The sequence below is a fragment of the Pseudoalteromonas thalassia genome, assembly GCF_049257215.1.
GTDB classification, from domain to species: Bacteria; Pseudomonadota; Gammaproteobacteria; order Enterobacterales; family Alteromonadaceae; genus Pseudoalteromonas; species Pseudoalteromonas lipolytica_C.
Genome location: NZ_JBMMUE010000006.1, coordinates 63,141 through 83,891 on the forward strand (window position 1 = coordinate 63,141; position 20,751 = coordinate 83,891).

Sequence of the window (20,751 nt, forward strand, 5' to 3'; positions counted from 1 at the left end):
ATAATTTACCCTTAGATTGAATATTTAATATTAAATGAAACATAATCGCGGTCAGAGAATGTATTCGTCGCGCCACCACCCCAGAAAGAGTTATAGCTAAAGTCGAATGACCACGCATTTTGATAGTTGAAGTTCATCGTTACACCGAGTGATTTACGGTCTTCAACAAATAAGAACATCGGATCAGGTGTAATACCATTCACATCATGTGAGAACACAAAACGTGGCGAGAAGTTAACACCGTTGAAAATGTTATAGTAATCACCTTTAGCGATTAAACGATAACCCCATGCCGATGCTGTTGGGAACGGATTCGTTTCAGGACCATTCGATAAACCCATATGAAGGGTTGAATAATCATCGCTCAGTGGCCCCTGCATAATGCCGCTTCGACCCGTACCAGCAACGTTTAAACGCAGCTCATCGTACTCAGGCATATTATTAATGCGCACACCACCGATTTCACCAACAACCGCCCAGCTGTCTGCACCTAATGATGGGCCAAATAGATGTGTTGCTGTAAATTGTAATTGTGCTGTGTTGCGTAATATAAAGCCTTGCGCCACTTCACCAGGACCTACAACACTTGTAGCATCACCCAGACTCATTTGCGAAATACCCGCAAAGTCAGGTCGAATTCCAGCCACGGCTAGTTGTTCTGGCATACCCGCATAAAGAAGCTCTACGTCATCAATTTGTAGTGGCTCATCTTGACGGAATGCAAATTCACCAGCGAAAGCAGTTTCGCCTAATGATGTATTAAAGCTGATACCATAAAGCTTAATATCTTCAGGGTATTCTAATTGGCCTTTAGTGAATGCTTGTAAGCTAGTTACATTATCTTCAGTGATTTCTGTAGATAACAACATACCAATATCAGCCGCGATAGCACCAGCTGTAAAATTAGACACTTGACCAGAAATTACTGGGCGTCGGCTATGGTAATTGATGTGGTATAAAGCCGCTTCAGTATCGTTTAATTCAGGTAAAAACATACCTAAACGTAAACCATATTGACCACCATCATCTGGCTCATTTTTACCCGCACTGCCCTTACCTTTAAGAGCTACTTTAGTCGGATAAGCTAAATACATTTGCGCCATCATAGCTTGACCTTGCGCAGATGTTGGATCAACACCTTGCGAACGCACAATATCGTCTAAGCTGTTTAAGCTTTCTGTTAAGAATGCTAAATCGATATCTGGGTTTGATGTAAAACCTAGTTGAATATTTTGCTGATAACCATTTTCTGACGCGAAATCGTTAGTCGAGAAGTACGTCCCAGCAGCTGGAAGACGTGTTTCATGCCATTCATATTGGTAAAAGCCTTCCAGTGTTAAGTTATCTGTAATGCCAAGTGATGCCCAAAGCATACCCACAGGGATAAAGGCTTCTTTTAACTCAGCGCCTGGCGCTTTTAAACGATCGATATCAACTGGGTTAACGTTTATACCATGAGAAATCAAGGTACTTTCACCCCAGTTCACAACTTGCTGACCTAAGCGAATAGACAGAGGATTACGACCTTCATTTAAATCGAAGTTTGCCCAAACGTACGCATCTAATAAACGTAAATCAGCACATACTTGTTCTTTAGTGTCATCATCGTCACATGGGTCTACTTTGTTACCTGATGTAGGATTGCTATATGCAAAATCGCCATCCATCAATGCAAAGTCGTAAAAATACATAAAGCGTGTAAAGAAACCATAGTTATCTTTACTAATTGATAACTCGTGGTTGCCCTTTAATAATTTTGAGAATGAATCACCACTATCAAAATTTAAATTCCCCGCATCACCATTATTAGAGTAGGCACCAGGTTGGTTCCAAACATCCGCAGAAGAATAAATAGGATTTAACGCAGAATGATAACCCGTCCAATCAAATGAAGGATTATTACTTTTACCTATATGTTTAAAATCTCGGTCTTCAACACGAATGCTTTGACCATAAGAAAAGTTAGAGTCAAAACGTACGTCAAAGTCCCCTAACTCGAAGTTTGCTGCATGCAAAGATGTACTTGAGATTCCGAGTGTAGCCGCCGCGAGTCCCAAAGCTATTTTGTTTTTAACAAAAAGCGATCGTTTTATCATTGTGTTCATCCCCCTGTAACGGGTTGTTCTGTGATCAAATTGTTGTTTTTAGTATCTTTCTAACGATAGAAGCGAAACAATAAAAATACAATATAGAACGCGTTCAATCGGTTAATATTTATTTAAAAATGTGACGTTTACGTATTGGTAAGACGTCATACCAGATATTTTATACACGTAAATTAACAATAGAACAAATCGAATTAACAAAAATATAATAAAATTACTGTTTTGAAGAGCAAGAAAATAACTACAAATGAGGCTTTTTTACTGGGTACTGAGCAATAAAAAAGCAGCTATAGCTGCTTTTTAACTCACTTTCTCTAATTTTATAAACTGATTTTCATCGGTTAATGTTAGCCGAAAGCGCCCTCTTATTCCTAAAGAAGAAATGTGCGGGCGTAAATAACGAGCATCGAATCGTACGATTTTACCGCCGTCTTCTGTTACCTGAACAGACTTATATTTACCATGATAGTAATCAAGACATTCAGCATAACTAAGGTACAAAGCAAAATAGTATTCTCTCATTAGCTTTCAAGTGCTTTCTCAACCTTTTCAAATAAATCATCGCTTAACCCATCTAAATTTGCTAAACGCATTAACTGCGCTTTTATAGCTGCTGAACGATTTTCGTCGTAACGTCGCCATGACATAAATGGGGTTAGCATTCGCGATGCATTTTGAGGGTTAATATCATTTAATTTAACTAATAAGTCACCCAAAAGTTCATAACCTTTACCATCTGCACGATGGAATTGGGTAATATTAAAATGACTAAAGCTGCCAACTAATGCCCGTACACGATTTGGGTTTCCAAAATCGAAGCTTGGATGATTATAAAGAGCTTTAATATCTTCAATACTGCTCGCTGTCTCTTTCATCGCTTGCAGTGCAAACCATTTATCCATCACAAGTACATCATGACGCCATTTTGCATCAAATTCATCAAGTAATGTGTCACATAATGGGTGGTTAGCTTTCACAACAGCACTTAATGCTGCCAATACATTCGTCATATTACTACTGTGAGCAGACTCATTAATTAAGCTATTTACTGAGTTGTGATTTGTTTTAGCTAAATAGTACAAGCAAACTTGTTTAAGAGCACGTATGGCTACAGCAGTTGCAGAGGTTGATCCATCATCCAACAGAGCGTTATAACAATTAACAAAAGAGTCAGCTAAACTGCTTGCAATTTGTGCTTCAAAGGTATTTTGCACTGCGATGATGTCATCCACAGGAATGATTGAGTATTCCGCGGCTAAAGTATCGTAACTGGGTAGTTTTAACAGCTCTGCAATTAGTGCAAGATCACCATCTCGCTCATCAATAAGTGTTTTAAGCGCATTAATTATTTCATCTGATAAGTTAGCATCACCAGATGCAACAGCTTGTTTCATCTCATTAGTAAATAAGCGTTGTTGAGCATCCCAGCGCGAAAAGTCACTACGGGCAAAACGCATAATATGTAAAAGATCAGCAGCAGAAGTGTTTTGATTAACAATGCATGGCGCAGAGAAGTCCTCTAACAGCACTGCGACTGGACGCTGTTTAATCCCTTCAAAAACAAACTGCTGCGTTTTTTCAGTGACATTTAATACCGAATCTTGTGGCTGGTTATTAATCACAAGAGGTAGTGACTGCCCTACACTGTCTAAAAGCTCAATAGCAAACGGAATATGCAATAAGGCATTGTCAGGTTGATTATCAGGAGCAAACTGTTCAATGCTCAGTGTGAAGGTCTGCTTTTGTTCATCGTAAACTTGTTCTACATTAAGTTTTGGCGTACCAGCTTGACTATACCAACGCTTAAATTGCGTTAAATCGATACCTGATGCATCACTCATAGCAGCAACAAAATCATCACAGGTAACAGCTTGTCCGTCATGACGCTCAAAATACAATGACATACCTTGTTGGAACTTTTCTTCTCCCAGTAAGGTATGCATCATACGAATAACTTCAGCCCCTTTGTCATACACAGTAACCGTGTAAAAATTGTTCATTTCGATGACTTTTTCTGGGCGAATTGGGTGTGCCATTGGCCCCGCATCTTCACTAAATTGGTGCGTTCGCATCACTTTAACCGCATCAATTCGATTGAGTGCTCGCGACCCCATATCACTACTAAACTCTTGATCGCGGAAAACAGTCAATCCCTCTTTTAAAGACAATTGGAACCAATCACGACATGTAACTCGGTTTCCTGTCCAGTTGTGGAAGTACTCATGTCCGACTATGGATTCAATTGTATGGTAATCTTTATCTGTGGCTGTTTCTTGATTCGCCAGAACACATTTAGAGTTAAAGATATTTAAACCTTTATTTTCCATCGCGCCCATGTTGAAGAAATCAACAGCGACAATCATGTAAATATCTAAATCGTATTCAAGGTTAAAGCGCTCTTCATCCCATCTCATTGATTTTTTGAGAGATGTCATAGCATGAGGTGTTTTTGATAAATTTCCTTTATCAACAAATAAAGCTAATTCAACATTGCGACCTGACTTGGTTGTATAATGATCACGTAGCACATCAAAGTCACCAGCGACTAATGCAAATAAGTAGCTAGGCTTTTTAAATGGGTCTTGCCATTTTACAAAGTGCCGACCGTCATCTAAGTTACCAGCCTCAATTTGGTTACCATTTGAGAGCAGGTGAGTATATTTTTTGTCAGCAACAATAGTCACATCAAAACTGGCAAGTACGTCTGGGCGGTCGAGGTAATAGGTAATTTTTCGAAAACCTTCGGCTTCACATTGCGTACAGTAAGCACCACCCGACAAATACAAACCTTCTAGTGAAGTATTCGTTTGCGGATCAATATGGTTTTCTATTTTCAGAATAAAGTTTTCAGGTAGGTTATGAATGATTAGTTTTTCATCTTCGAGTGTATAATCATCATAGGCTTTATCATCAACCACTACTGAGATGAGCGTTAAATCAACACCATCAAGAGCAAGGTCCGAATTACTTTCATCAGTACGATTGATTGTCATTGTAGACTGTACTGACGTTTGTAAAGGCGCTAATTCGAAGCGTAAATCGATATGTTGAATTGAAAATTGAGGGGCTTGATAATCTTTTAAGTATTGAGCTTGAGGTTTACTCGTAGCAGACATAACTGGCTCCAAAATGGCCCTGCAACTATACAGGGCCTAAGTTTATTATTCAGCGCTAGCTTCTTGTTTAACGTGTTTTGGTGTAATACGTAAAATCTTAATACCTAAATAGGCGTAAACAACCGCTAAGAATGGATTAATTAAATTAAAGAATGCATACATAGCGTAATCAAATGGATTTATTAATAAAACACTCTGCATGTAAGCACCACAGGTATTCCAAGGTATAAGTGGGCTTGTAATAGTACCGCCATCTTCTAATGTGCGAGATAAGTTAACTGGCTTCAAACCGCGCTTTTCGTACTCGTCTTTAAACATTCGACCTGGAACAACAATCGCAATATATTGGTCAGCTGCTACCGCATTGGTACCAATACAGGTTGCGATAGTGGCAGTAATAAGCGAGCCTGTGCTTTTTGCTATTTTTAAAATGCTCTTTACGAACATATCAAGTAAACCGGTTTTTTCCATAATAGCGCCGAACATCAAGGCTGTCATAATCAGCCAAGTTGTTGTTAGCATGCCTGCCATACCGCCACCACTTAATAGTGAGTCCATTTTTTCATCGCCAGTATCGATACTGAAACCGTCGAAGAAGGTTGTCCAAACTAGTTTAAAATAGCCAATCGCGTGGCCTTGTGATGCATCAATTTGGCTATTTATTAAATCTGATTGAAATAACATCGCCCAAATCGCACCTAATACTGCCCCGATAGAAATCGCAGGAAATGCTGGCATCTTACGGATTGCTAAGAAAAGTAATACAGCTAACGGCACTAGCATCTCAAAGCCAATATTGAAGTTTTGCTCTAATAAATTAACGATTTCATCAATACGGCCTGCTTCTGTCGAACCACCTGCATTAAAACCCATAAAAATAAAAATAATTAACGCAATAATAAAGCTTGGCACTGTTGTCCAGAGCATATGATGAATATGTTCAAATAAGTCAGCTCCCGCAACAGCAGGAGCCAAATTAGTGGTTTCTGATAATGGACTTAACTTATCACCAAAGTAAGCACCAGAAATAACCGCACCCGCAGTAACAACTTGTTCAAGGCCAAGGCCTGTTGCGACACCAAGCAGTGCAACACCAATGGTCGCAGCTGTAGTCCATGAGCTACCGATACTCATCGCAACAATGCCACAAATTAAGCAACTTGCTGCGTAAAACCAGCTTGGATTAATGATCTGTAAACCATAGTAAATTAAGGTTGGTACAGTGCCTGAAAGTAGCCAAGTACCAATTAAAGCACCGACCATCAAAAGAATGATGATTGCACCAAGAGACAAAGTGATCCCTTCTATCATGGCTTGTTCTAGTTTCTTCCAGGTATAACCATTTTTTAAGCCAATTAATGCGGCAGTAAAGGTGGCAAATAATAATGCGATTTGATTTGGACCCGATGATGAGTTATCACCGAATAAGTAAACTGCTGCACCTAGTAGGCAAACCAGCACTGAAATTGGGATCAGGGCGTCCAAAAAGCTGGCCTGTTTAACAGGTTTATCTTCAACTGAATTCAAAAGATAGTCTCCTACACGTCTTATATGGCGTGTTTAATTATTATTGTTCATAAGCCTCAAACCCTTATAGTTTAAGGCTATCAGATTTTTCATTATAACAAGATGACCTGTTTTAGGTAGCAAAAAAGGCGCCTAAGCGCCTTTTTATTGAACAATTTTGCTAAAAAATTGCTAATTATTTTTTCGCGATACGACCATATTTAATATAGTCCTGAGTGATCAGAGCCGCTTCTTCTAAGAATGGGTCTAAATCATCAAGGACATCAGGTAAGTCGTCTAGTTTCTCAACTGGCTTTTCACCCAGACGAACCAAACGTTCATTTGCACGCTCTAACGCACGCTCTTCACCTTCGTCTTTCTCTTTTAAGCGGTCAGCTTCAACTAGTGAGATAGTCTTACGATCTTTCTCTTCTTGATAGCGCTTAATGTCATCAAACACATAGCCAAACTCAGGTTCACTTGCAATACGTGCATCATGAAGCTTATTAACGTAAGAGATAGCTGGTTTTAGGTTATCAACTGAGTTGTATTTAGCACGGATGATGCTGTCCCAAGGTAGTGCATTATCTTGCTGGCTTTCGCCCCACTCTGCAGGATCGATAGCTGAAGGGAAAGATACGTCTGGTATCACGCCTTTGTGCTGTGTACTGCCGCCATTGATACGGTAGAATTTTGCAATCGTATATTGCACGCTACCTAATGGATGATCATATAAATCGTAAGCACGGCCAAGCGGTTTATGCTGCTGTACAGTGCCTTTACCAAATGTTTGCTCACCAATCACTATTGCACGACCATAATCTTGCATTGCCGCAGCAAAAATTTCTGAGGCAGAGGCACTATAACGGTCAACTAATACCGTTAATGGGCCATCATAAAAAGTCACACCATCACGGTCTTTTTGCTCTTCAATACGATTATTTAGTGTATGGATTTGAACGACCGGGCCTTGATCTATAAATAAACCAGAAAGTTGTGTCGCTTCATATAAAGAACCACCACCATTTTGACGTAAGTCGATGATAATACCATCAACTTTAGCTTCTTTTAATTTAGCAAGCTCAACTTTTACATCTTGTGATAGGTTATTGTAAAAGCCTGGTATTTCAATCACACCGATTTTACTGGTTAAATCTGAATACTTTGCTTCAAACACATTTGATTTGGCAGCACGGTCTTCTAAGCGAATTTTATCACGGGTTATTTCAACCACTTTAGGAGTGCCGTGAGCATCTGCACCTTTTAGATATTGTAAACGTACTTTGGTGCCTTTTGGACCTTTTATAAGCTCAACAACATCATCTAAGCGCCAACCGATAACATCAACAAAGTCTTCACCTTCTTGGGCAACACCAATAATACGGTCATCAGCTTTAATTTGCTCTGACTTATCTGCTGGACCACCCGGTACTAGGCTACGAATTACTGTGTAATCTTCATCATAACTAAGGACTGCGCCGATACCTTCTAACTCAAGGTCCATATCCATCTTGAATTGTTCAGCACGTCGTGGAGATAAATAAGAAGTATGCGCTTCGATGCTTCGTGCAAACGAGTTCATTACAATTTGAAACGCATCTTCACTATTTGTTTGTACTAAGCGTTTTTGCGCATTGTGGTAACGCTTGGTTAAAACATCTTTAATGCCTTGCCAATCTTTACCTGTCATTTTTAAGCGTAACGCATCATATTTAACTCGTTGACGCCATAACTCATCTAACTCAGCCTGAGTTGTTGCCCAACTCGCGTCCTCGCGGTCGAACATGTATTCATCTTCTTTATCAAAAGTCATTTCTTTATCAAGTAATGACAATGAATAATCATAACGCTCAAAACGTCGTTTTAAGCTTAAGTTAAAAATATCAAAAGCAAACCCAAGCTTCCCTGTCGAAAGTGCATTATCAAACTGGTCTTTATATTGCGAGAATGATGCAATATCTGAAGCTAAAAAAACACTTTTGTTGAAATCAAGGGATTCGATGTAACGATCAAAAACTTGCTCAGATAATTCGTCGTTAAAACGAATAGGTTTGTAGTGTGCACGAGTAAATAAGTTTGTCACCCGTTTACTAGCCGTACTATGCTGGCTTTCTTGCTTAAGAATAGGCAAATCTTCAACAGTAAGATTGTCTGTAGATGCCAATAATGAACCTGAAAACAGGGCAGCGACTAACGGAATGAGCGTAAACTTATTACTCATACACAACTCCTTAATTTTTTACAGCTATTAAATGATATACAGGCTGTCTGCTTTGGTCTTAACTTGCATCCCTGTTACTAACTCAACATGAACCTCATCTTTGTTCACTTCAGTAATAACCGCATTAACAAGTGCTTGGCCAAGTTTAACTTTAACTTTGCTATTTACCTTGACCTCAGAGGCAGGTAAAGGTTCAACTTTTCCAGAACGTTTTGCAGGTGCAGCTTTTGCAGGCTTATTGCTAACTTTAGCGCCTTTTTCAGCTGATTTTGCATGATGACCCGTATTCTTTTTGTAAGATTTTGTGTCACCGTCTTTGCGTGGACGTTGTTGCTTTTTGCGTTTAGCCATTTTTGCACGGCTTTCTTCTAACGCTTTTTGTGCATGTTCAACGTGTTCTTGTTCCACTTTTTCGTCTTGATTACCATCAAGATCGATACGAAACTCAGATTTAGTTACTGCTTCTAAATAACGCCAATTAGAGGTGTATTTTCTTAGCGCTTGACGAACCTGAGTTTTACTTACTTTCTCAGAACCTTCAATGCGCTCAGCGATATCTTTAAAAATACCTACTTTTAGCGGTTGAATGCCGTCTTTTTGTTTAAAACATTGTGGAAATTCTTGGTATAAGAAATCCAGTACTTCATTAATATCTTTTAGCTTGTTTGTGGTTTCCATGTTAGAACCTTTTATTACATCTTTTCATCAAGTGATGAATCGACATAGTGTGTTACCCAGTCGGTCAACTCTTCGAAGTCCGCTTCAATAAGCGCTAAATCACCGCGAAGGTGTTCCCAAATACCATTAATAATTTCATCAATTGATTCACAGTCAAGGTCATCAGGTAGACGATCCCAAGCCATGTGAATCAAGTCGTTGAGCCTTTCAGCAACAACTTCTTCTTCCCCTTCCCAATCACCTACATCGTGAATCGCAAAAAGGTAATCTTGCACATTTAGCAGATCTTTCATTTTAGATTTGCCTCAAAGCATTTTACCAATGCTTCTAAACCAGCTTGATCATCAGTATCAAAACGGCCAATGCTCGGGCTATCAATATCAAGTACAGCAAACACTTTACCATCTTTAAAAACAGGTACAACAATTTCAGAATTTGATGCTGCATCACATGCAATATGACCTGCAAATGCGTGAACATCTTCAACTAATTGTGTTTGTTGTGTTTGTGCAGCAGTCCCACATACTCCTTTACCTACTGGAATACGGATGCATGCTGGATTGCCTTGAAACGGCCCTAACACTAATTCTTCGGGAGAATCCATTAGATAAAAGCCCGCCCAGTTTATATCCTCTAAAGAGGTAAACAACAACGCACTTAAATTTGCCATATTTGCAATGACATTTGATTCACCTGCAATTAGTGATTCAGCTTGTTTAACTAATGACTGGTAAAAATCCTGCTTTTGCATACCAAACTACTTCTTATTAAACATACAGTAGCTAAAGGTACTCTTTGTAAGCAATAAATGAAACCTTTTAAGGGCAAAAAAAAACAATTTGCCCTTAAAATAAGCTAGCTTGATTAAATATTCTGCTATTGATGTCGAGATTGGGTTGCTAACCCCTGTCTTAAACCAAATAAAAACAGCCCTGCTGCTAAGGCAGACATTACTGCATTGATTACAAATGCCATCCCTGTAGTTGCACTTAACAAGTAACTAAAAATTGCCCCACCTAATAATCCCAGTGTCAAAACGCCCGAATAGTTTACTTTTGCATATTTATACATAAGTAAATAACCCGGCACTACAAACGCCGCCATTGTAAGACCCACAATGTGCGCATTAGCGATTGCACTGACAAGTAGATTAAAAAAAATACTCAGCCCATTACCATCTAAGGTAAAAGCATAATAAAGGCCGAGGATACAACCTACGATAACGGGCGATAATAATGAAAGTCCTACACTCTTTGCTAAACGATGTTTCATAAATTCCCTAATTTCACAAAGATAATACGAGATACGTAAAGCATGGACTAAGTGGTTGAAATGCGAAATATCGACAATAGTCGTAATTTGTAAGACTGAGGAAAGGCTGTAGAAACAAAAAAGCCGCTGAATAAATTCAGCGGCTTCAATGATGGTGGAGAGATAGGGATTTGAACCCTAGAGGGGCTACAAACCCCTGCCGGTTTTCAAGACCGGTGCATTCGACCACTCTGCCATCTCTCCGAATGCGAAAAACCTACTCGCTAACGCAAGTAGTAAAAATAATGGTGGAGAGATAGGGATTTGAACCCTAGAGGGGCTACAAACCCCTGCCGGTTTTCAAGACCGGTGCATTCGACCACTCTGCCATCTCTCCGACGGCGTGCATAATAGATAAGGCAGCTGTGTTTGTGAAGCTTTTTTTTCAAAAATCTGTTTAAGTGATTAAAAAACAACTAAATCGCTCAGCATTAACACAATTAAAGTCAAAATATAATCGATTTGAACTTTTTGATTATTTTACATGTCTATTGATCTACAAAGGTTTGCCCAAACATATAACTCTTGATAGGCTTAGTTTCAGTTTAATATTGGAACTAACGAACGAATTAAGTTCATTCAAAGGAGCTCTAACAATGGCGTTTAATCAATCGTACAATACCACTAGACCGGTAATGTCGACTATTGAAACAAATAAAGTATTAAAAAATACTTACTTTTTACTGGCTATGACACTTGCTTTTAGCGCAGTAACTGCAGGTATTTCAATGGCGATGAATCTACCTTATTTTATGGGGTTAGTATTTAGCTTGATTGCATTTGGTGTTCTTTTTGTAGTTAACAAAAAGGCTGACAGTGCATCAGGTGTTGCATGGGTGTTTGTATTTACTGGTTTGATGGGCGCGGGCCTTGGCCCTATGCTTAACTACTATGCAGCAATGCCGAACGGTCCAATGCTAATAATGCAAGCGCTTGGTTCTACTGCGTTGATCTTCTTTGGTTTGTCTGCGTATGCACTTACCACTAAAAAAGACTTCTCATTTATGGGCGGCTTTTTAACTGTTGGTTTAATCGTGGTTATCATTGCAAGCTTAGTAAACCTCTTTATTGGTAGCTCTATCACCTTTATGGTTATTAATGCAGCTGTAGTATTGATTATGTCTGGTTTAATCTTATTCGATACAAGCCGTATCATAAATGGTGGCGAGACTAACTATATTCGTGCCACAGTATCTTTATACCTGAACGTCTATAACTTATTTACATCTCTTCTACACCTACTTGGTGCAAGTGATGACTAATTAAATAGTTCTGTTAAAATAGCCCCTTTCTAGGGGCTTTTTTATTGGATGCGTTTTGGCAAAATTTGTACTTTCTCTTCACACTGCACCGACTGACCACGATACTACACAACGTCTGATTAAATTTTCACAGGCATGCATTGAGTCAGGTCACACTATCTCAGCTGTATTTTTATACCAAGCAGGTGTTTTTCATGCCAGCCAACATTTAGAACTTGCCAGTGACGAGCTACCAATAAGTCGTTTGTGGCAAGGTTTACATGAACAAGCTATTCCGCTTTTATTATGCGTTACAGCTGCAGAAAAACGAGGATTAGATATTAACCAGACGGGTGTTTTCACAGTGGCGGGGTTAGCTGAGTTTGCAATGCTTGCAAGTGATGCTGATAAATGGGTGCAATTTAAATGAAAAACGTTTTAGTTATTAGCCAACACAGCCCGTTTGATGACCAGCATATTCGTGACTCACTCGACACAACGCTAATTTTCGCTGCTATTGAACAAAACATTAGCTGGTTGCTCAGTAGTGAGGCAGTTTTAGCTCTAAAAAAGAATCAACAGCCAGAACAACTTGGTATCAAAAACTATTTTAAAACCATTAAGACGCTTGAGTTATATGATGTAGAAAATATTTATGTGTGTGAAAAATCATTAATAGACTTTAATTTAACAAAAGATAAATTAATTATTGATGTGAAGGTAGCCAGTTTTGAGCAGCAACGTCATTTAATAAGCCAACAAGATCAGGTGGTAACATTATGAGCACACTTCATATATTTGCTAAACCACTTTCTCATTATTGCACCAATACGCTAGCAAATTTAATAGCCGCAGAGGATACTATTCTATTAGTTAGCGACGCTTGCTACAGCAGCACGCAATTTAAGCAATTTTCATCCGCTTTATATTTACTCAATGAAGATGCCACAGCACGAAATATCTCTATAAGCTTGGGCGACATCGCAATCGACTACACGCAATTTGTAGAAATGACTTTAAACACAAAGAACACGATTACTTGGTAAACCATGCTTGAATTTAATAACAAACAAATAGAAACTGACAAACAAGGTTATTTACTTGACTCAAATGATTGGTGTGAAGAGCTTGCACCAATCATTGCTGAGCAAGAGAATATTACGTTAAGTGAACAGCACTGGGAAGTTGTGCACTTTGTGCGTGATTTTTACTTAGAATACAACACCAGCCCAGCAATCCGTATGCTGGTCAAAGCCATGGCCCAAAAACTAGGTGAAGAAAAAGGTAATAGTATGTACTTATATAAACTATTTCCCAAAGGCCCAGCTAAACAAGCAACTAAAATTGCAGGTTTGCCTAAACCGGCTAGGTGCATTTAATGGTAAACAAAGCCAATAGCAAACCACGTCGTAGTAGCGGTCGAACGTATTCAAGGCCCACGCAAAAACGCCAAGTTAAAAAAGCAATCAGCCCAGAGCAGCGCAAAGTAGTGCTGTTTAACAAACCATTTGATGTGCTTTGCCAATTTACTGATGATCAAAACCGCAAAACGCTTGCCGACTTTATTAGTATTAAAAACGTGTATGCAGCAGGACGCTTAGACAGAGATAGCGAAGGGCTTTTGCTACTTACAAACTGCGGCAAGTTACAACATACACTCACTGAACCCAATAAAAAAACAGCTAAAACGTATTGGGTTCAAGTAGAAGGCGATGTCAGTGATGAGGCTATTTTTGCCCTAAACAAAGGCGTAGAGCTTAAAGATGGCATGACCAAGCCTGCCAAGGTTAAACGCATTAACGAACCATCAATTTGGCCGCGCACCCCGCCCGTTCGCGAGCGAAAAAACATACCTACCAGCTGGTTGGAAATCTCTATCACTGAGGGACGCAATCGCCAAGTTCGTCGCATGACTGCTCATGTTGGCTTTCCTACTTTACGATTAATTCGTTACAGCATTGGTAACTATACTCTCAATGGTTTGGATAGTGGTCAGTTTAAAGTCGTGAACAATCCAGATGCATAAACCTAATGTCACAGTCGCGGCTATCGTTACATGCGAAGATAAGTTTTTACTTGTTAAAGAACGCGATAAACACACAGGTGAGATCTGTTATAACCAGCCTGCCGGTCATTTGGAGGCAAATGAAACCTTAGCTGAAGCTGCTTGTCGTGAGCTTATTGAAGAGACAGGTATTAGCCTTAATGCCAGCCATCTGGTTGGTATTTACAATTTACATGCGGCTAATGGCGTCCATTATATGCGTTTTAGCTTTGCTTTTACTTGCCCAGAGCTATATTTACCATCCCCCCAAGATAATGACATTCTCAGTGCCGATTGGTTTAGCATTGAGCAAATAAGAAACTTACCACTTAGAAGCCCGCTGGTTTTAAAATGCATTGAAGATCATTTAGCTGGCCAAGCCTACCCCTTAAGTTTGATTTACCAATAACCGCTGTAATTTTGGCTGGTTTGGGCGTCTAAAAGTATGCTATATCCAACCCACTATTACTTGCAATCAATGCCTTGCCTAAATCGCTTTTAATTCCAACTGAAACTCGCATCTTGAGGTGGTTTGGGTATATAATACCGCCCTTTCCATAGCAGTTAAAAATGACAGCGAATATTATGAGCGAAAATAGTCACATTAAAGTCATCGTGGGTATGTCCGGCGGTGTTGATTCTTCTGTATCAGCGTATTTATTAAAGCAGCAAGGCTATCAAGTTGAAGGCCTGTTCATGAAAAACTGGGAAGAAGACGATAATGATGAATATTGCGCTGCAGCTGAAGACCTAAAAGACGCACAAGCTGTGTGCGACAAGCTAGGCATTGAGCTTCACACTGTAAATTTTGCAGCCGAATACTGGGACAACGTATTTGAGTACTTTTTAGCTGAGTACAAAGCAGGCCGTACACCAAACCCAGACATCATGTGTAATAAAGAAATCAAATTCAAAGCATTTTTAGAATTTGCAGCGCAAGCACTGGGTGCAGATTATATCGCGACTGGTCACTATGTACGCCGCGAAAAACGTGGTGATAAATTTGTCATGTGTCGTGGTCTTGATGACAACAAAGATCAAAGCTATTTCTTGTACACATTAAGCCATGAGCATATTGCACAAACACTTTTCCCTGTTGGCGACATTGCAAAACCAGAAGTACGCCGTATTGCTGAAGAGCAAGATTTAATTACGCATGATAAAAAAGACAGCACTGGTATTTGCTTTATCGGTGAGCGTAAATTTAAAGACTTTTTACAAAAATTCTTACCAGCTCAGCCAGGTAAAATCGAAGATACCGATGGCAATGAAGTGGGTGAGCACGAAGGTTTGATGTACCACACGCTGGGTCAACGTAAAGGCCTATTAATTGGTGGCATGAAAGAAGGCTCAGGTGAACCTTGGTACGTTGTAGATAAAGACGTTGAGCGCAACGTACTAGTAGTTGGCCAAGGTAAAGACCACCCTCGCCTATACAGTAATGGCTTAAATGCAAATCAACTTCACTGGGTTGACCGCGAAGGCCCTAAAGGGACTACGCGCTGTACGGTTAAAACCCGTTATCGCCAAGAAGATATCAGTTGTACATTACTCGTTGGTGAAGATGGTATGGCACGCGTGTTATTTGATGAGCCACAAAAAGCCGTGACTCCTGGTCAATCAGCCGTTTTCTATGCTGACGAAGTCTGCTTAGGCGGTGGGATTATTGATTCGGTGATCAAATAATGACAGAACACCAAGTCATGGCGTTAGCTGCCATGTGTCAAGTTGCTAAACAAGTACAAAAAGTTGCGCAATATGGCCAAGGTAGCGACCACGAATTAGAAAAGTTATTAAACTGTATAATTGAAACATCACCAAATAGCCCTGAAGATGTGTATCAGGGTAAACATAATTTACGTGAAGGCTATCGCATTTTGATTGCACAGCTTTCTGCCGGCGCAGACAAAGACGTCGAAATCGTGAAATATGTGGGTGGTTTAATGCAATTAGAACGTGCATTAAGTTCAAAACAAAACAGCTTAAATGAATTAGGTCGTCGCATTGATGATGTTAAACGTCGCCTCGACCATTTTGCTATCACAGATGACACTGTTGTAGCAGCGCTTGCTGATATTTACTCATCGGTGCTAAGCCCCCTTGGGCATCGTATTCAAGTGTACGGCAAGCCAGAGTTATTAAAACAGCAGCTCACGCAAAACAAAATTCGTGCCCTATTATTGGCCGGAATTCGTAGTGCCGTGTTATGGCGACAAATGGGCGGTAAGCGCCGTCATTTTTTCTTTGCAAAAAGAAAAATCCTCGCTATTGCTAAACAATCAATTTAATTATCGTTCAAACTAGACAATTTAGGAGTCATTATGGAGCTTTCAGCGTTAACCGCTATCTCTCCGGTAGATGGTCGCTATGGCAGCAAGACCACGGAACTACGCAGCATTTTCAGCGAATTTGGTTTAATCAAATACCGTGTAACTGTTGAAGTTCGTTGGTTACAAGCTTTGTCTGCAGCAAGCGCAATCACAGAAGTACCGGCATTTAGCGACGAGGCTAATGCTTTACTTAATGCCATTGTTGATAACTTTAGCGAAGCGGATGCTGCACGCGTTAAAGAGATCGAGCGCACAACTAACCATGACGTAAAAGCAGTTGAATACCTACTTAAAGAGAAAGTAGCTGACAACGCAGAGCTTAACGCAGTTAACGAATTCATTCACTTTGCCTGTACTTCAGAAGACATCAATAACCTGTCTCACGGTTTAATGCTTACAGAAGCGCGTGATAAAGTATTACTTCCATACTGTGACCAACTTCTAAATGCATTGAAAGAAAAAGCAGTTGAGTACAAGTCAGTTGCGATGATGACGCGTACCCACGGTCAACCTGCTACGCCATCTACAATGGGCAAAGAGTTTGCAAACGTATACATGCGCTTAAAGCGTCAACGTGACCAAATTGCCAAGGTAGAAATGTTAGGTAAAATCAACGGTGCTGTAGGTAACTACAACGCTCACCTTAGTGCTTACCCAGATTACGATTGGCACAGCCACGCTGAGCAATTTGTAACAAGCCTAGGTTTAACATTTAACCCATTCACAACACAAATCGAGCCGCATGATTACATTGCAGAGTTATTCGATGCAGTTGCACGTTTCAACACTGTATTACTTGATTTTGACCGTGACGTTTGGGGCTACATTGCACTAAACCACTTTAAACAAAAAACAATCGCAGGTGAGATTGGTTCATCTACTATGCCTCACAAAGTAAACCCGATTGATTTTGAAAACTCTGAAGGTAACTTAGGTATTGCTAACGCTATCTTTACTCACCTTGCGCAAAAACTACCTGTTTCTCGCTGGCAACGTGACTTAACTGACTCAACAGTGTTACGTAACCTAGGTGTTGGTATGGGCTATACTTTGATCGCTTACCAAGCGACATTAAAAGGTGTAAGCAAACTTGAAGTAAACGAAGCGCGTTTACTAGAAGAGCTAGACCAAAACTGGGAATTACTAGCAGAGCCAATTCAAACGGTAATGCGTAAATATGGTATCGAAAAGCCATACGAAAAACTTAAAGACCTTACTCGTGGTAAGCGCGTAAACCAAGAAATCATGGCTGATTTCATCGATGGTCTTGAGTTACCTGAAGAAGCAAAAGTAGAAATGAAAAAATTAACACCGGCTAATTACATTGGTCGTGCTGTTGAGTTCATCGACAACTTAGCTTAAATTCAAATTAAGACTTAAAAAAGCGAAAGGCCTTCCTTTCGCTTTTTTTATATCAATTCGCTTAGGTCATGTTATGTATCAATTAACCATCAATTCATTAACCCAAGAGCAATTTTTAGCTGAGTATTGGCAAAAAAAACCATTACTTATTAAGCAAGGCTTCAAAGATTTTGCTGATCCTATTGAGCCCGAAGAACTTGCTGGGCTTGCCATGGAAGAAAGCATTGAATCACGTATTGTGACCAATCACTCAGATGATTGGCAAGCATACCATGGTCCATTTGAAGACTTTAGCTTGCTAACTGAGAAGCACGCTACGTTACTCGTACAAGCGGTTGACCATTGGCATAACGATGCAGCGCAACTACTGGAACCATTTCGCTTTATTCCTAACTGGCGTATCGATGACTTGATGATCAGCTACTCTACGCCGGGTGGTGGCGTGGGTCCGCATTTAGATCAATACGATGTGTTTATTATTCAGGGCGAAGGTAAACGCCATTGGCGCGTTGGTTTACCTGATGCGAACTTAAAACAATTTGCGCAAAATAAAAGCTTATTACAAGTTGAGCAATTTCCTGCCGTGATCGATTGTGTGTTAGAACCGGGTGATATTCTTTATATTCCACCAGGCTGCCCGCACGAGGGTTACGCTGTTGAAAATGCACTTAATTATTCTGTAGGTTTTAGAGCACCAAACCAACGCGACTTGTTATCCCAATTTGCAGATCACCTGATTGATACTGAGCTTGGTAATCAACGATATGGTGATCCAGAGCTAAAATTACGTGCCTCAAAAGGTGAACTAAGCCAAACTGAAGCCGAAAAAGTGAAGCAATTAATGATTGCTGCAATCAATGATGACTCAGTATTTAAGACATGGCTTGGCAATAGTATGAGCCAGCCAAAACATGAAATGGACCTAGCACCACTAGAAGAACCATACACGCTTGATGATGTAAAAGCACTGTTAGATGATGATATGCTCATTTTTGAACGCTTAGGCGGCACACGTGCAATTTATCAAATTATCGATGATAAAGTACTTTTTAGTGTTAATGGGGTCAATTATATGCATGATCTAGAAGATCTTTCTCTAATAAAAAGATTAACAGACCAAACATCACTGACCGCTAGCGACATAAATAGTTCAAAAAATAACCACATTTTCCTAAAAACTTTTACTACACTATTAAATGAGGGTATTTGGTTTTGTTAGGAGCGTGTTTATATGGGCTACATGATAGATGAAGTTGAATGGAGTATCGACAAGGAACTATTGCAACAAATCCGAGAGAGGGTATTTGTTTGCGAATTACATATTCCAAAACACGTCGAATTTGACCATTTAGATAAAACGGCTCATCACGTACTTGTTACTGATGAAAGTAATAAATGTCCAGTTGCGACTGGGCGCTTGTGTAATGATGGCTTAATTGGGCGGATTGCTGTATTACCTGAACACCGTAACCGATCGGTTTACAAATCATTATTGAATTACTTAGTAGGTTTAGCTGAAAAACAAGGCTGTGATTGCGTTAGTATCAATTGCATATTAAATGAAGTTGATCGATTTAAACGAAATGGGTTTTCGGCTGATGGCTTAGTATTTATGGAGGCAGGAATTCCAAGACAACGGATGCTCTGCCCTATCAAGCAATTTGATACGCGGCCATTCACTTTGGTGCACTAGATGGTTTAAAAAGCTGAATATAATTATTCAGCTTTTTTATTTAAAGTTAAGCTGGCTCATTTTGCCACATGTCATCTTTTTCGAATAACTCATATAAACCATGAGCGCGGTTAATGAGTAAATTAGCAAAATCTACTTTGGTCTTATCTACAGCGCCTGACTGCATTAGTTGATCAGCCTTTAGTTGCCATTGCATTGAGAAATATCTAAGTACTTCACGGGCATTGGTTGCTGCACTCGCTTCTGCGTGATCGGTTGGTAAACGCCCTGTGATAACCCAATAGCTTTTACCATTTTGTGCTTTAAACTTCCAAATAGCCACTAATGGCGCAATGAAACGGCTTTCTTTCTCAACAACTGTTTGCGGGATAACGCCTTTTTCAGCTAAATGCTTTTGTGCATTCTGGAAACATTCTCTTTGCCACATAACACTTTGTTTTTGCGCTTCGGCTTGTTCTTCTGGTGTTAATGGTCTTGCTTGTTTTTGTTCCATGGTGGTTACTCTTTTACAACATTTCTGACACTTTAAGGTTTAAAATGGCGCTGTGCAAGTGTTTACGGGCAATCAAAGGGCATTTTAATTTACTTGCCTACTATTCAGTCAACTCAAAAAGAAGAGTTAGGTTGAGTTAAAAATTGCAGCTCTTCAGGTGTTGATTCACGACCTAAAATTGCGTTGCGGTGTGGATAGCGACCAAACCTATCAATAATAACTTTGTGCTTTAGTTCAAATTCATAATTACTCATGCCTTTAAACAATTGCTCAGCCTGCTGATGAATAACTTTGGATTCACTATGCATAAACGGCATATAAATAAACGCAGCTTGAGAGCTGGGCAACTTTTTATCAAAGCCAAGTTCAATTGCTCTTTGCGCTAAGCTTAATGCTTGTGGATCTTGGCTAAAAGCCTGTGCAGTATTTCGATAAATATTGCGTGAAAACTGATCTAACACGATAATTTCAGCTAAAGAGCCTAGGGCATCCACTCGCCAGTCAGCATGCTCGCCAGCGATAACTTGCAATAGACATTCTGAAAACTTAACCGTAATTAATGCATCAGTGTCATCAGATTGCTTATACCAAGCATCTGAGCCTAATTCATTAAACCAAAAATCGATAATCCTTTGCTTATCCATTAACATT

Annotated in this window: 23 protein-coding genes and 2 tRNA genes; 12 read left to right on the plus strand and 13 right to left on the minus strand. The window is 39.7% G+C overall.

What is annotated here, in order from left to right; genetic code table 11:
• Nucleotides 1–11: 11 nt before the first annotated feature.
• The 11 genes from AAEU31_RS09150 to AAEU31_RS09200 all read right to left on the minus strand — a co-directional run bounded on the left by AAEU31_RS09150 (nt 12) and on the right by AAEU31_RS09200 (nt 11,274).
• The gene (locus AAEU31_RS09150; RefSeq protein WP_421967047.1) at nt 12–2,096 is read right to left on the minus strand and encodes a DUF1302 domain-containing protein; all 2,085 of its coding nucleotides are present in this window, start codon (nt 2,094–2,096) and stop codon (nt 12–14) included.
• A gap of 309 nt (nt 2,097–2,405) precedes the next feature.
• Nucleotides 2,406–2,627 (minus strand): DUF2835 family protein, encoded by a 222-nt coding sequence (locus AAEU31_RS09155; RefSeq protein ID WP_135924807.1) that lies wholly within the window; start codon nt 2,625–2,627, stop codon nt 2,406–2,408.
• Nucleotides 2,627–5,221 (minus strand): aminopeptidase N, encoded by a 2,595-nt coding sequence (gene pepN, locus AAEU31_RS09160; protein ID WP_421967048.1) that lies wholly within the window; start codon nt 5,219–5,221, stop codon nt 2,627–2,629. The genes AAEU31_RS09155 and pepN overlap by 1 nt, the downstream gene beginning before the upstream one ends.
• A gap of 45 nt (nt 5,222–5,266) precedes the next feature.
• Nucleotides 5,267–6,748 (minus strand): Na+/H+ antiporter NhaC, encoded by a 1,482-nt coding sequence (gene nhaC, locus AAEU31_RS09165; RefSeq protein ID WP_135924812.1) that lies wholly within the window; start codon nt 6,746–6,748, stop codon nt 5,267–5,269.
• Nucleotides 6,749–6,923: 175 nt separating this feature from the next.
• Nucleotides 6,924–8,948: a carboxy terminal-processing peptidase gene (gene prc / locus AAEU31_RS09170; RefSeq protein ID WP_135924815.1), complete on the minus strand. Its 2,025-nt coding sequence runs from the start codon at nt 8,946–8,948 to the stop codon at nt 6,924–6,926.
• 27 nt (nt 8,949–8,975) lie between these two features.
• Nucleotides 8,976–9,626: an RNA chaperone ProQ gene (proQ, locus tag AAEU31_RS09175; RefSeq protein WP_138557580.1), complete on the minus strand. Its 651-nt coding sequence runs from the start codon at nt 9,624–9,626 to the stop codon at nt 8,976–8,978.
• Between the two features lie 14 nt (nt 9,627–9,640).
• A complete protein-coding gene (locus tag AAEU31_RS09180) occupies nt 9,641–9,919 on the minus strand; it encodes a hypothetical protein (RefSeq protein WP_135924820.1) in 279 nt (92 codons plus the stop codon).
• Complete coding sequence (locus AAEU31_RS09185; RefSeq protein ID WP_135924823.1) at nt 9,916–10,377, minus strand: free L-methionine (R)-S-oxide reductase MsrC; 462 nt, start codon at nt 10,375–10,377, stop codon at nt 9,916–9,918. The genes AAEU31_RS09180 and AAEU31_RS09185 overlap by 4 nt, the downstream gene beginning before the upstream one ends.
• A 125-nt stretch (nt 10,378–10,502) precedes the next feature.
• Entirely contained in the window at nt 10,503–10,898 is a 396-nt protein-coding gene (locus tag AAEU31_RS09190) for a hypothetical protein (RefSeq protein WP_421967049.1), read from the minus strand.
• A 152-nt stretch (nt 10,899–11,050) separates the two neighbouring features.
• Nucleotides 11,051–11,141 (minus strand) — tRNA-Ser (locus AAEU31_RS09195).
• A 42-nt stretch (nt 11,142–11,183) separates the two neighbouring features.
• Nucleotides 11,184–11,274, minus strand: a tRNA-Ser gene (locus tag AAEU31_RS09200).
• 259 nt (nt 11,275–11,533) lie between these two features.
• On the opposite strand from AAEU31_RS09200, the gene AAEU31_RS09205 reads away from it, so the two are divergent.
• From AAEU31_RS09205 to AAEU31_RS09260, 12 genes are all read left to right on the plus strand, one after another.
• Entirely contained in the window at nt 11,534–12,199 is a 666-nt protein-coding gene (locus tag AAEU31_RS09205) for a Bax inhibitor-1/YccA family protein (RefSeq protein WP_135924827.1), read from the plus strand.
• A 55-nt stretch (nt 12,200–12,254) separates the two neighbouring features.
• On the plus strand, nt 12,255–12,608 hold the full coding sequence (gene tusD / locus AAEU31_RS09210) for a sulfurtransferase complex subunit TusD (RefSeq protein WP_135924830.1): 354 nt from the start codon (nt 12,255–12,257) through the stop codon (nt 12,606–12,608).
• The gene (gene tusC / locus AAEU31_RS09215) at nt 12,605–12,961 is read left to right on the plus strand and encodes a sulfurtransferase complex subunit TusC (protein ID WP_421967050.1); all 357 of its coding nucleotides are present in this window, start codon (nt 12,605–12,607) and stop codon (nt 12,959–12,961) included. The genes tusD and tusC overlap by 4 nt, the downstream gene beginning before the upstream one ends.
• On the plus strand, nt 12,958–13,224 hold the full coding sequence (gene tusB, locus AAEU31_RS09220; RefSeq protein ID WP_135924835.1) for a sulfurtransferase complex subunit TusB: 267 nt from the start codon (nt 12,958–12,960) through the stop codon (nt 13,222–13,224). The genes tusC and tusB overlap by 4 nt, the downstream gene beginning before the upstream one ends.
• A 3-nt stretch (nt 13,225–13,227) precedes the next feature.
• Nucleotides 13,228–13,557, plus strand: a complete 330-nt coding sequence (locus tag AAEU31_RS09225) for a TusE/DsrC/DsvC family sulfur relay protein (RefSeq protein WP_135924837.1) — start codon at nt 13,228–13,230, stop codon at nt 13,555–13,557.
• Nucleotides 13,557–14,204, plus strand: coding sequence for a pseudouridine synthase (locus AAEU31_RS09230; RefSeq protein ID WP_421967051.1), 648 nt, complete (start codon nt 13,557–13,559; stop codon nt 14,202–14,204). The genes AAEU31_RS09225 and AAEU31_RS09230 overlap by 1 nt, the downstream gene beginning before the upstream one ends.
• Entirely contained in the window at nt 14,197–14,631 is a 435-nt protein-coding gene (locus tag AAEU31_RS09235; RefSeq protein WP_199526424.1) for an NUDIX hydrolase, read from the plus strand. Before AAEU31_RS09230 ends, AAEU31_RS09235 begins: the two co-directional genes overlap by 8 nt.
• Nucleotides 14,632–14,807: 176 nt before the next feature.
• Entirely contained in the window at nt 14,808–15,908 is a 1,101-nt protein-coding gene (gene mnmA, locus AAEU31_RS09240) for a tRNA 2-thiouridine(34) synthase MnmA (RefSeq protein ID WP_119852693.1), read from the plus strand.
• Complete coding sequence (gene hflD / locus AAEU31_RS09245; RefSeq protein WP_138557585.1) at nt 15,908–16,510, plus strand: high frequency lysogenization protein HflD; 603 nt, start codon at nt 15,908–15,910, stop codon at nt 16,508–16,510. Before mnmA ends, hflD begins: the two co-directional genes overlap by 1 nt.
• Nucleotides 16,511–16,543: 33 nt before the next feature.
• The gene (purB, locus tag AAEU31_RS09250) at nt 16,544–17,914 is read left to right on the plus strand and encodes an adenylosuccinate lyase (RefSeq protein WP_135924849.1); all 1,371 of its coding nucleotides are present in this window, start codon (nt 16,544–16,546) and stop codon (nt 17,912–17,914) included.
• A gap of 73 nt (nt 17,915–17,987) precedes the next feature.
• Nucleotides 17,988–19,133 (plus strand): cupin domain-containing protein, encoded by a 1,146-nt coding sequence (locus tag AAEU31_RS09255; RefSeq protein WP_135924851.1) that lies wholly within the window; start codon nt 17,988–17,990, stop codon nt 19,131–19,133.
• Nucleotides 19,134–19,145: 12 nt separating this feature from the next.
• The gene (locus AAEU31_RS09260) at nt 19,146–19,607 is read left to right on the plus strand and encodes a GNAT family N-acetyltransferase (protein WP_135924853.1); all 462 of its coding nucleotides are present in this window, start codon (nt 19,146–19,148) and stop codon (nt 19,605–19,607) included.
• 46 nt (nt 19,608–19,653) lie between these two features.
• On the opposite strand, the gene AAEU31_RS09265 is transcribed toward AAEU31_RS09260, so the two are convergent.
• Together AAEU31_RS09265 and AAEU31_RS09270 are read right to left on the minus strand one after the other, a co-directional pair.
• Nucleotides 19,654–20,100 carry a DUF4826 family protein gene (locus AAEU31_RS09265; protein ID WP_135924855.1) on the minus strand — a complete coding sequence of 149 codons (447 nt, stop codon included), beginning with the start codon at nt 20,098–20,100 and terminating at the stop codon, nt 19,654–19,656.
• A 113-nt stretch (nt 20,101–20,213) separates the two neighbouring features.
• The gene (locus AAEU31_RS09270; RefSeq protein ID WP_421967052.1) at nt 20,214–20,744 is read right to left on the minus strand and encodes a DUF924 family protein; all 531 of its coding nucleotides are present in this window, start codon (nt 20,742–20,744) and stop codon (nt 20,214–20,216) included.
• Nucleotides 20,745–20,751: the final 7 nt, after the last annotated feature.

Coding starts and splice junctions, on each gene's coding strand:
- AAEU31_RS09150 (WP_421967047.1), bottom strand. CDS start 2,096: ATGATAAAACGATCGCTTTTTGTTAAAAACAAAATAGCTTTGGGACTC.
- AAEU31_RS09155 (WP_135924807.1), bottom strand. CDS start 2,627: ATGAGAGAATACTATTTTGCTTTGTACCTTAGTTATGCTGAATGTCTT.
- pepN (WP_421967048.1), bottom strand. CDS start 5,221: ATGTCTGCTACGAGTAAACCTCAAGCTCAATACTTAAAAGATTATCAA.
- prc (WP_135924815.1), bottom strand. CDS start 8,948: ATGAGTAATAAGTTTACGCTCATTCCGTTAGTCGCTGCCCTGTTTTCA.
- proQ (WP_138557580.1), bottom strand. CDS start 9,626: ATGGAAACCACAAACAAGCTAAAAGATATTAATGAAGTACTGGATTTC.
- AAEU31_RS09180 (WP_135924820.1), bottom strand. CDS start 9,919: ATGAAAGATCTGCTAAATGTGCAAGATTACCTTTTTGCGATTCACGAT.
- AAEU31_RS09185 (WP_135924823.1), bottom strand. CDS start 10,377: ATGCAAAAGCAGGATTTTTACCAGTCATTAGTTAAACAAGCTGAATCA.
- AAEU31_RS09190 (WP_421967049.1), bottom strand. CDS start 10,898: ATGAAACATCGTTTAGCAAAGAGTGTAGGACTTTCATTATTATCGCCC.
- AAEU31_RS09205 (WP_135924827.1), top strand. CDS start 11,534: ATGGCGTTTAATCAATCGTACAATACCACTAGACCGGTAATGTCGACT.
- tusC (WP_421967050.1), top strand. CDS start 12,605: ATGAAAAACGTTTTAGTTATTAGCCAACACAGCCCGTTTGATGACCAG.
- tusB (WP_135924835.1), top strand. CDS start 12,958: ATGAGCACACTTCATATATTTGCTAAACCACTTTCTCATTATTGCACC.
- AAEU31_RS09225 (WP_135924837.1), top strand. CDS start 13,228: ATGCTTGAATTTAATAACAAACAAATAGAAACTGACAAACAAGGTTAT.
- AAEU31_RS09230 (WP_421967051.1), top strand. CDS start 13,557: ATGGTAAACAAAGCCAATAGCAAACCACGTCGTAGTAGCGGTCGAACG.
- AAEU31_RS09235 (WP_199526424.1), top strand. CDS start 14,197: ATGCATAAACCTAATGTCACAGTCGCGGCTATCGTTACATGCGAAGAT.
- mnmA (WP_119852693.1), top strand. CDS start 14,808: ATGAGCGAAAATAGTCACATTAAAGTCATCGTGGGTATGTCCGGCGGT.
- hflD (WP_138557585.1), top strand. CDS start 15,908: ATGACAGAACACCAAGTCATGGCGTTAGCTGCCATGTGTCAAGTTGCT.
- purB (WP_135924849.1), top strand. CDS start 16,544: ATGGAGCTTTCAGCGTTAACCGCTATCTCTCCGGTAGATGGTCGCTAT.
- AAEU31_RS09255 (WP_135924851.1), top strand. CDS start 17,988: ATGTATCAATTAACCATCAATTCATTAACCCAAGAGCAATTTTTAGCT.
- AAEU31_RS09260 (WP_135924853.1), top strand. CDS start 19,146: ATGGGCTACATGATAGATGAAGTTGAATGGAGTATCGACAAGGAACTA.
- AAEU31_RS09265 (WP_135924855.1), bottom strand. CDS start 20,100: ATGGAACAAAAACAAGCAAGACCATTAACACCAGAAGAACAAGCCGAA.
- AAEU31_RS09270 (WP_421967052.1), bottom strand. CDS start 20,744: ATGGATAAGCAAAGGATTATCGATTTTTGGTTTAATGAATTAGGCTCA.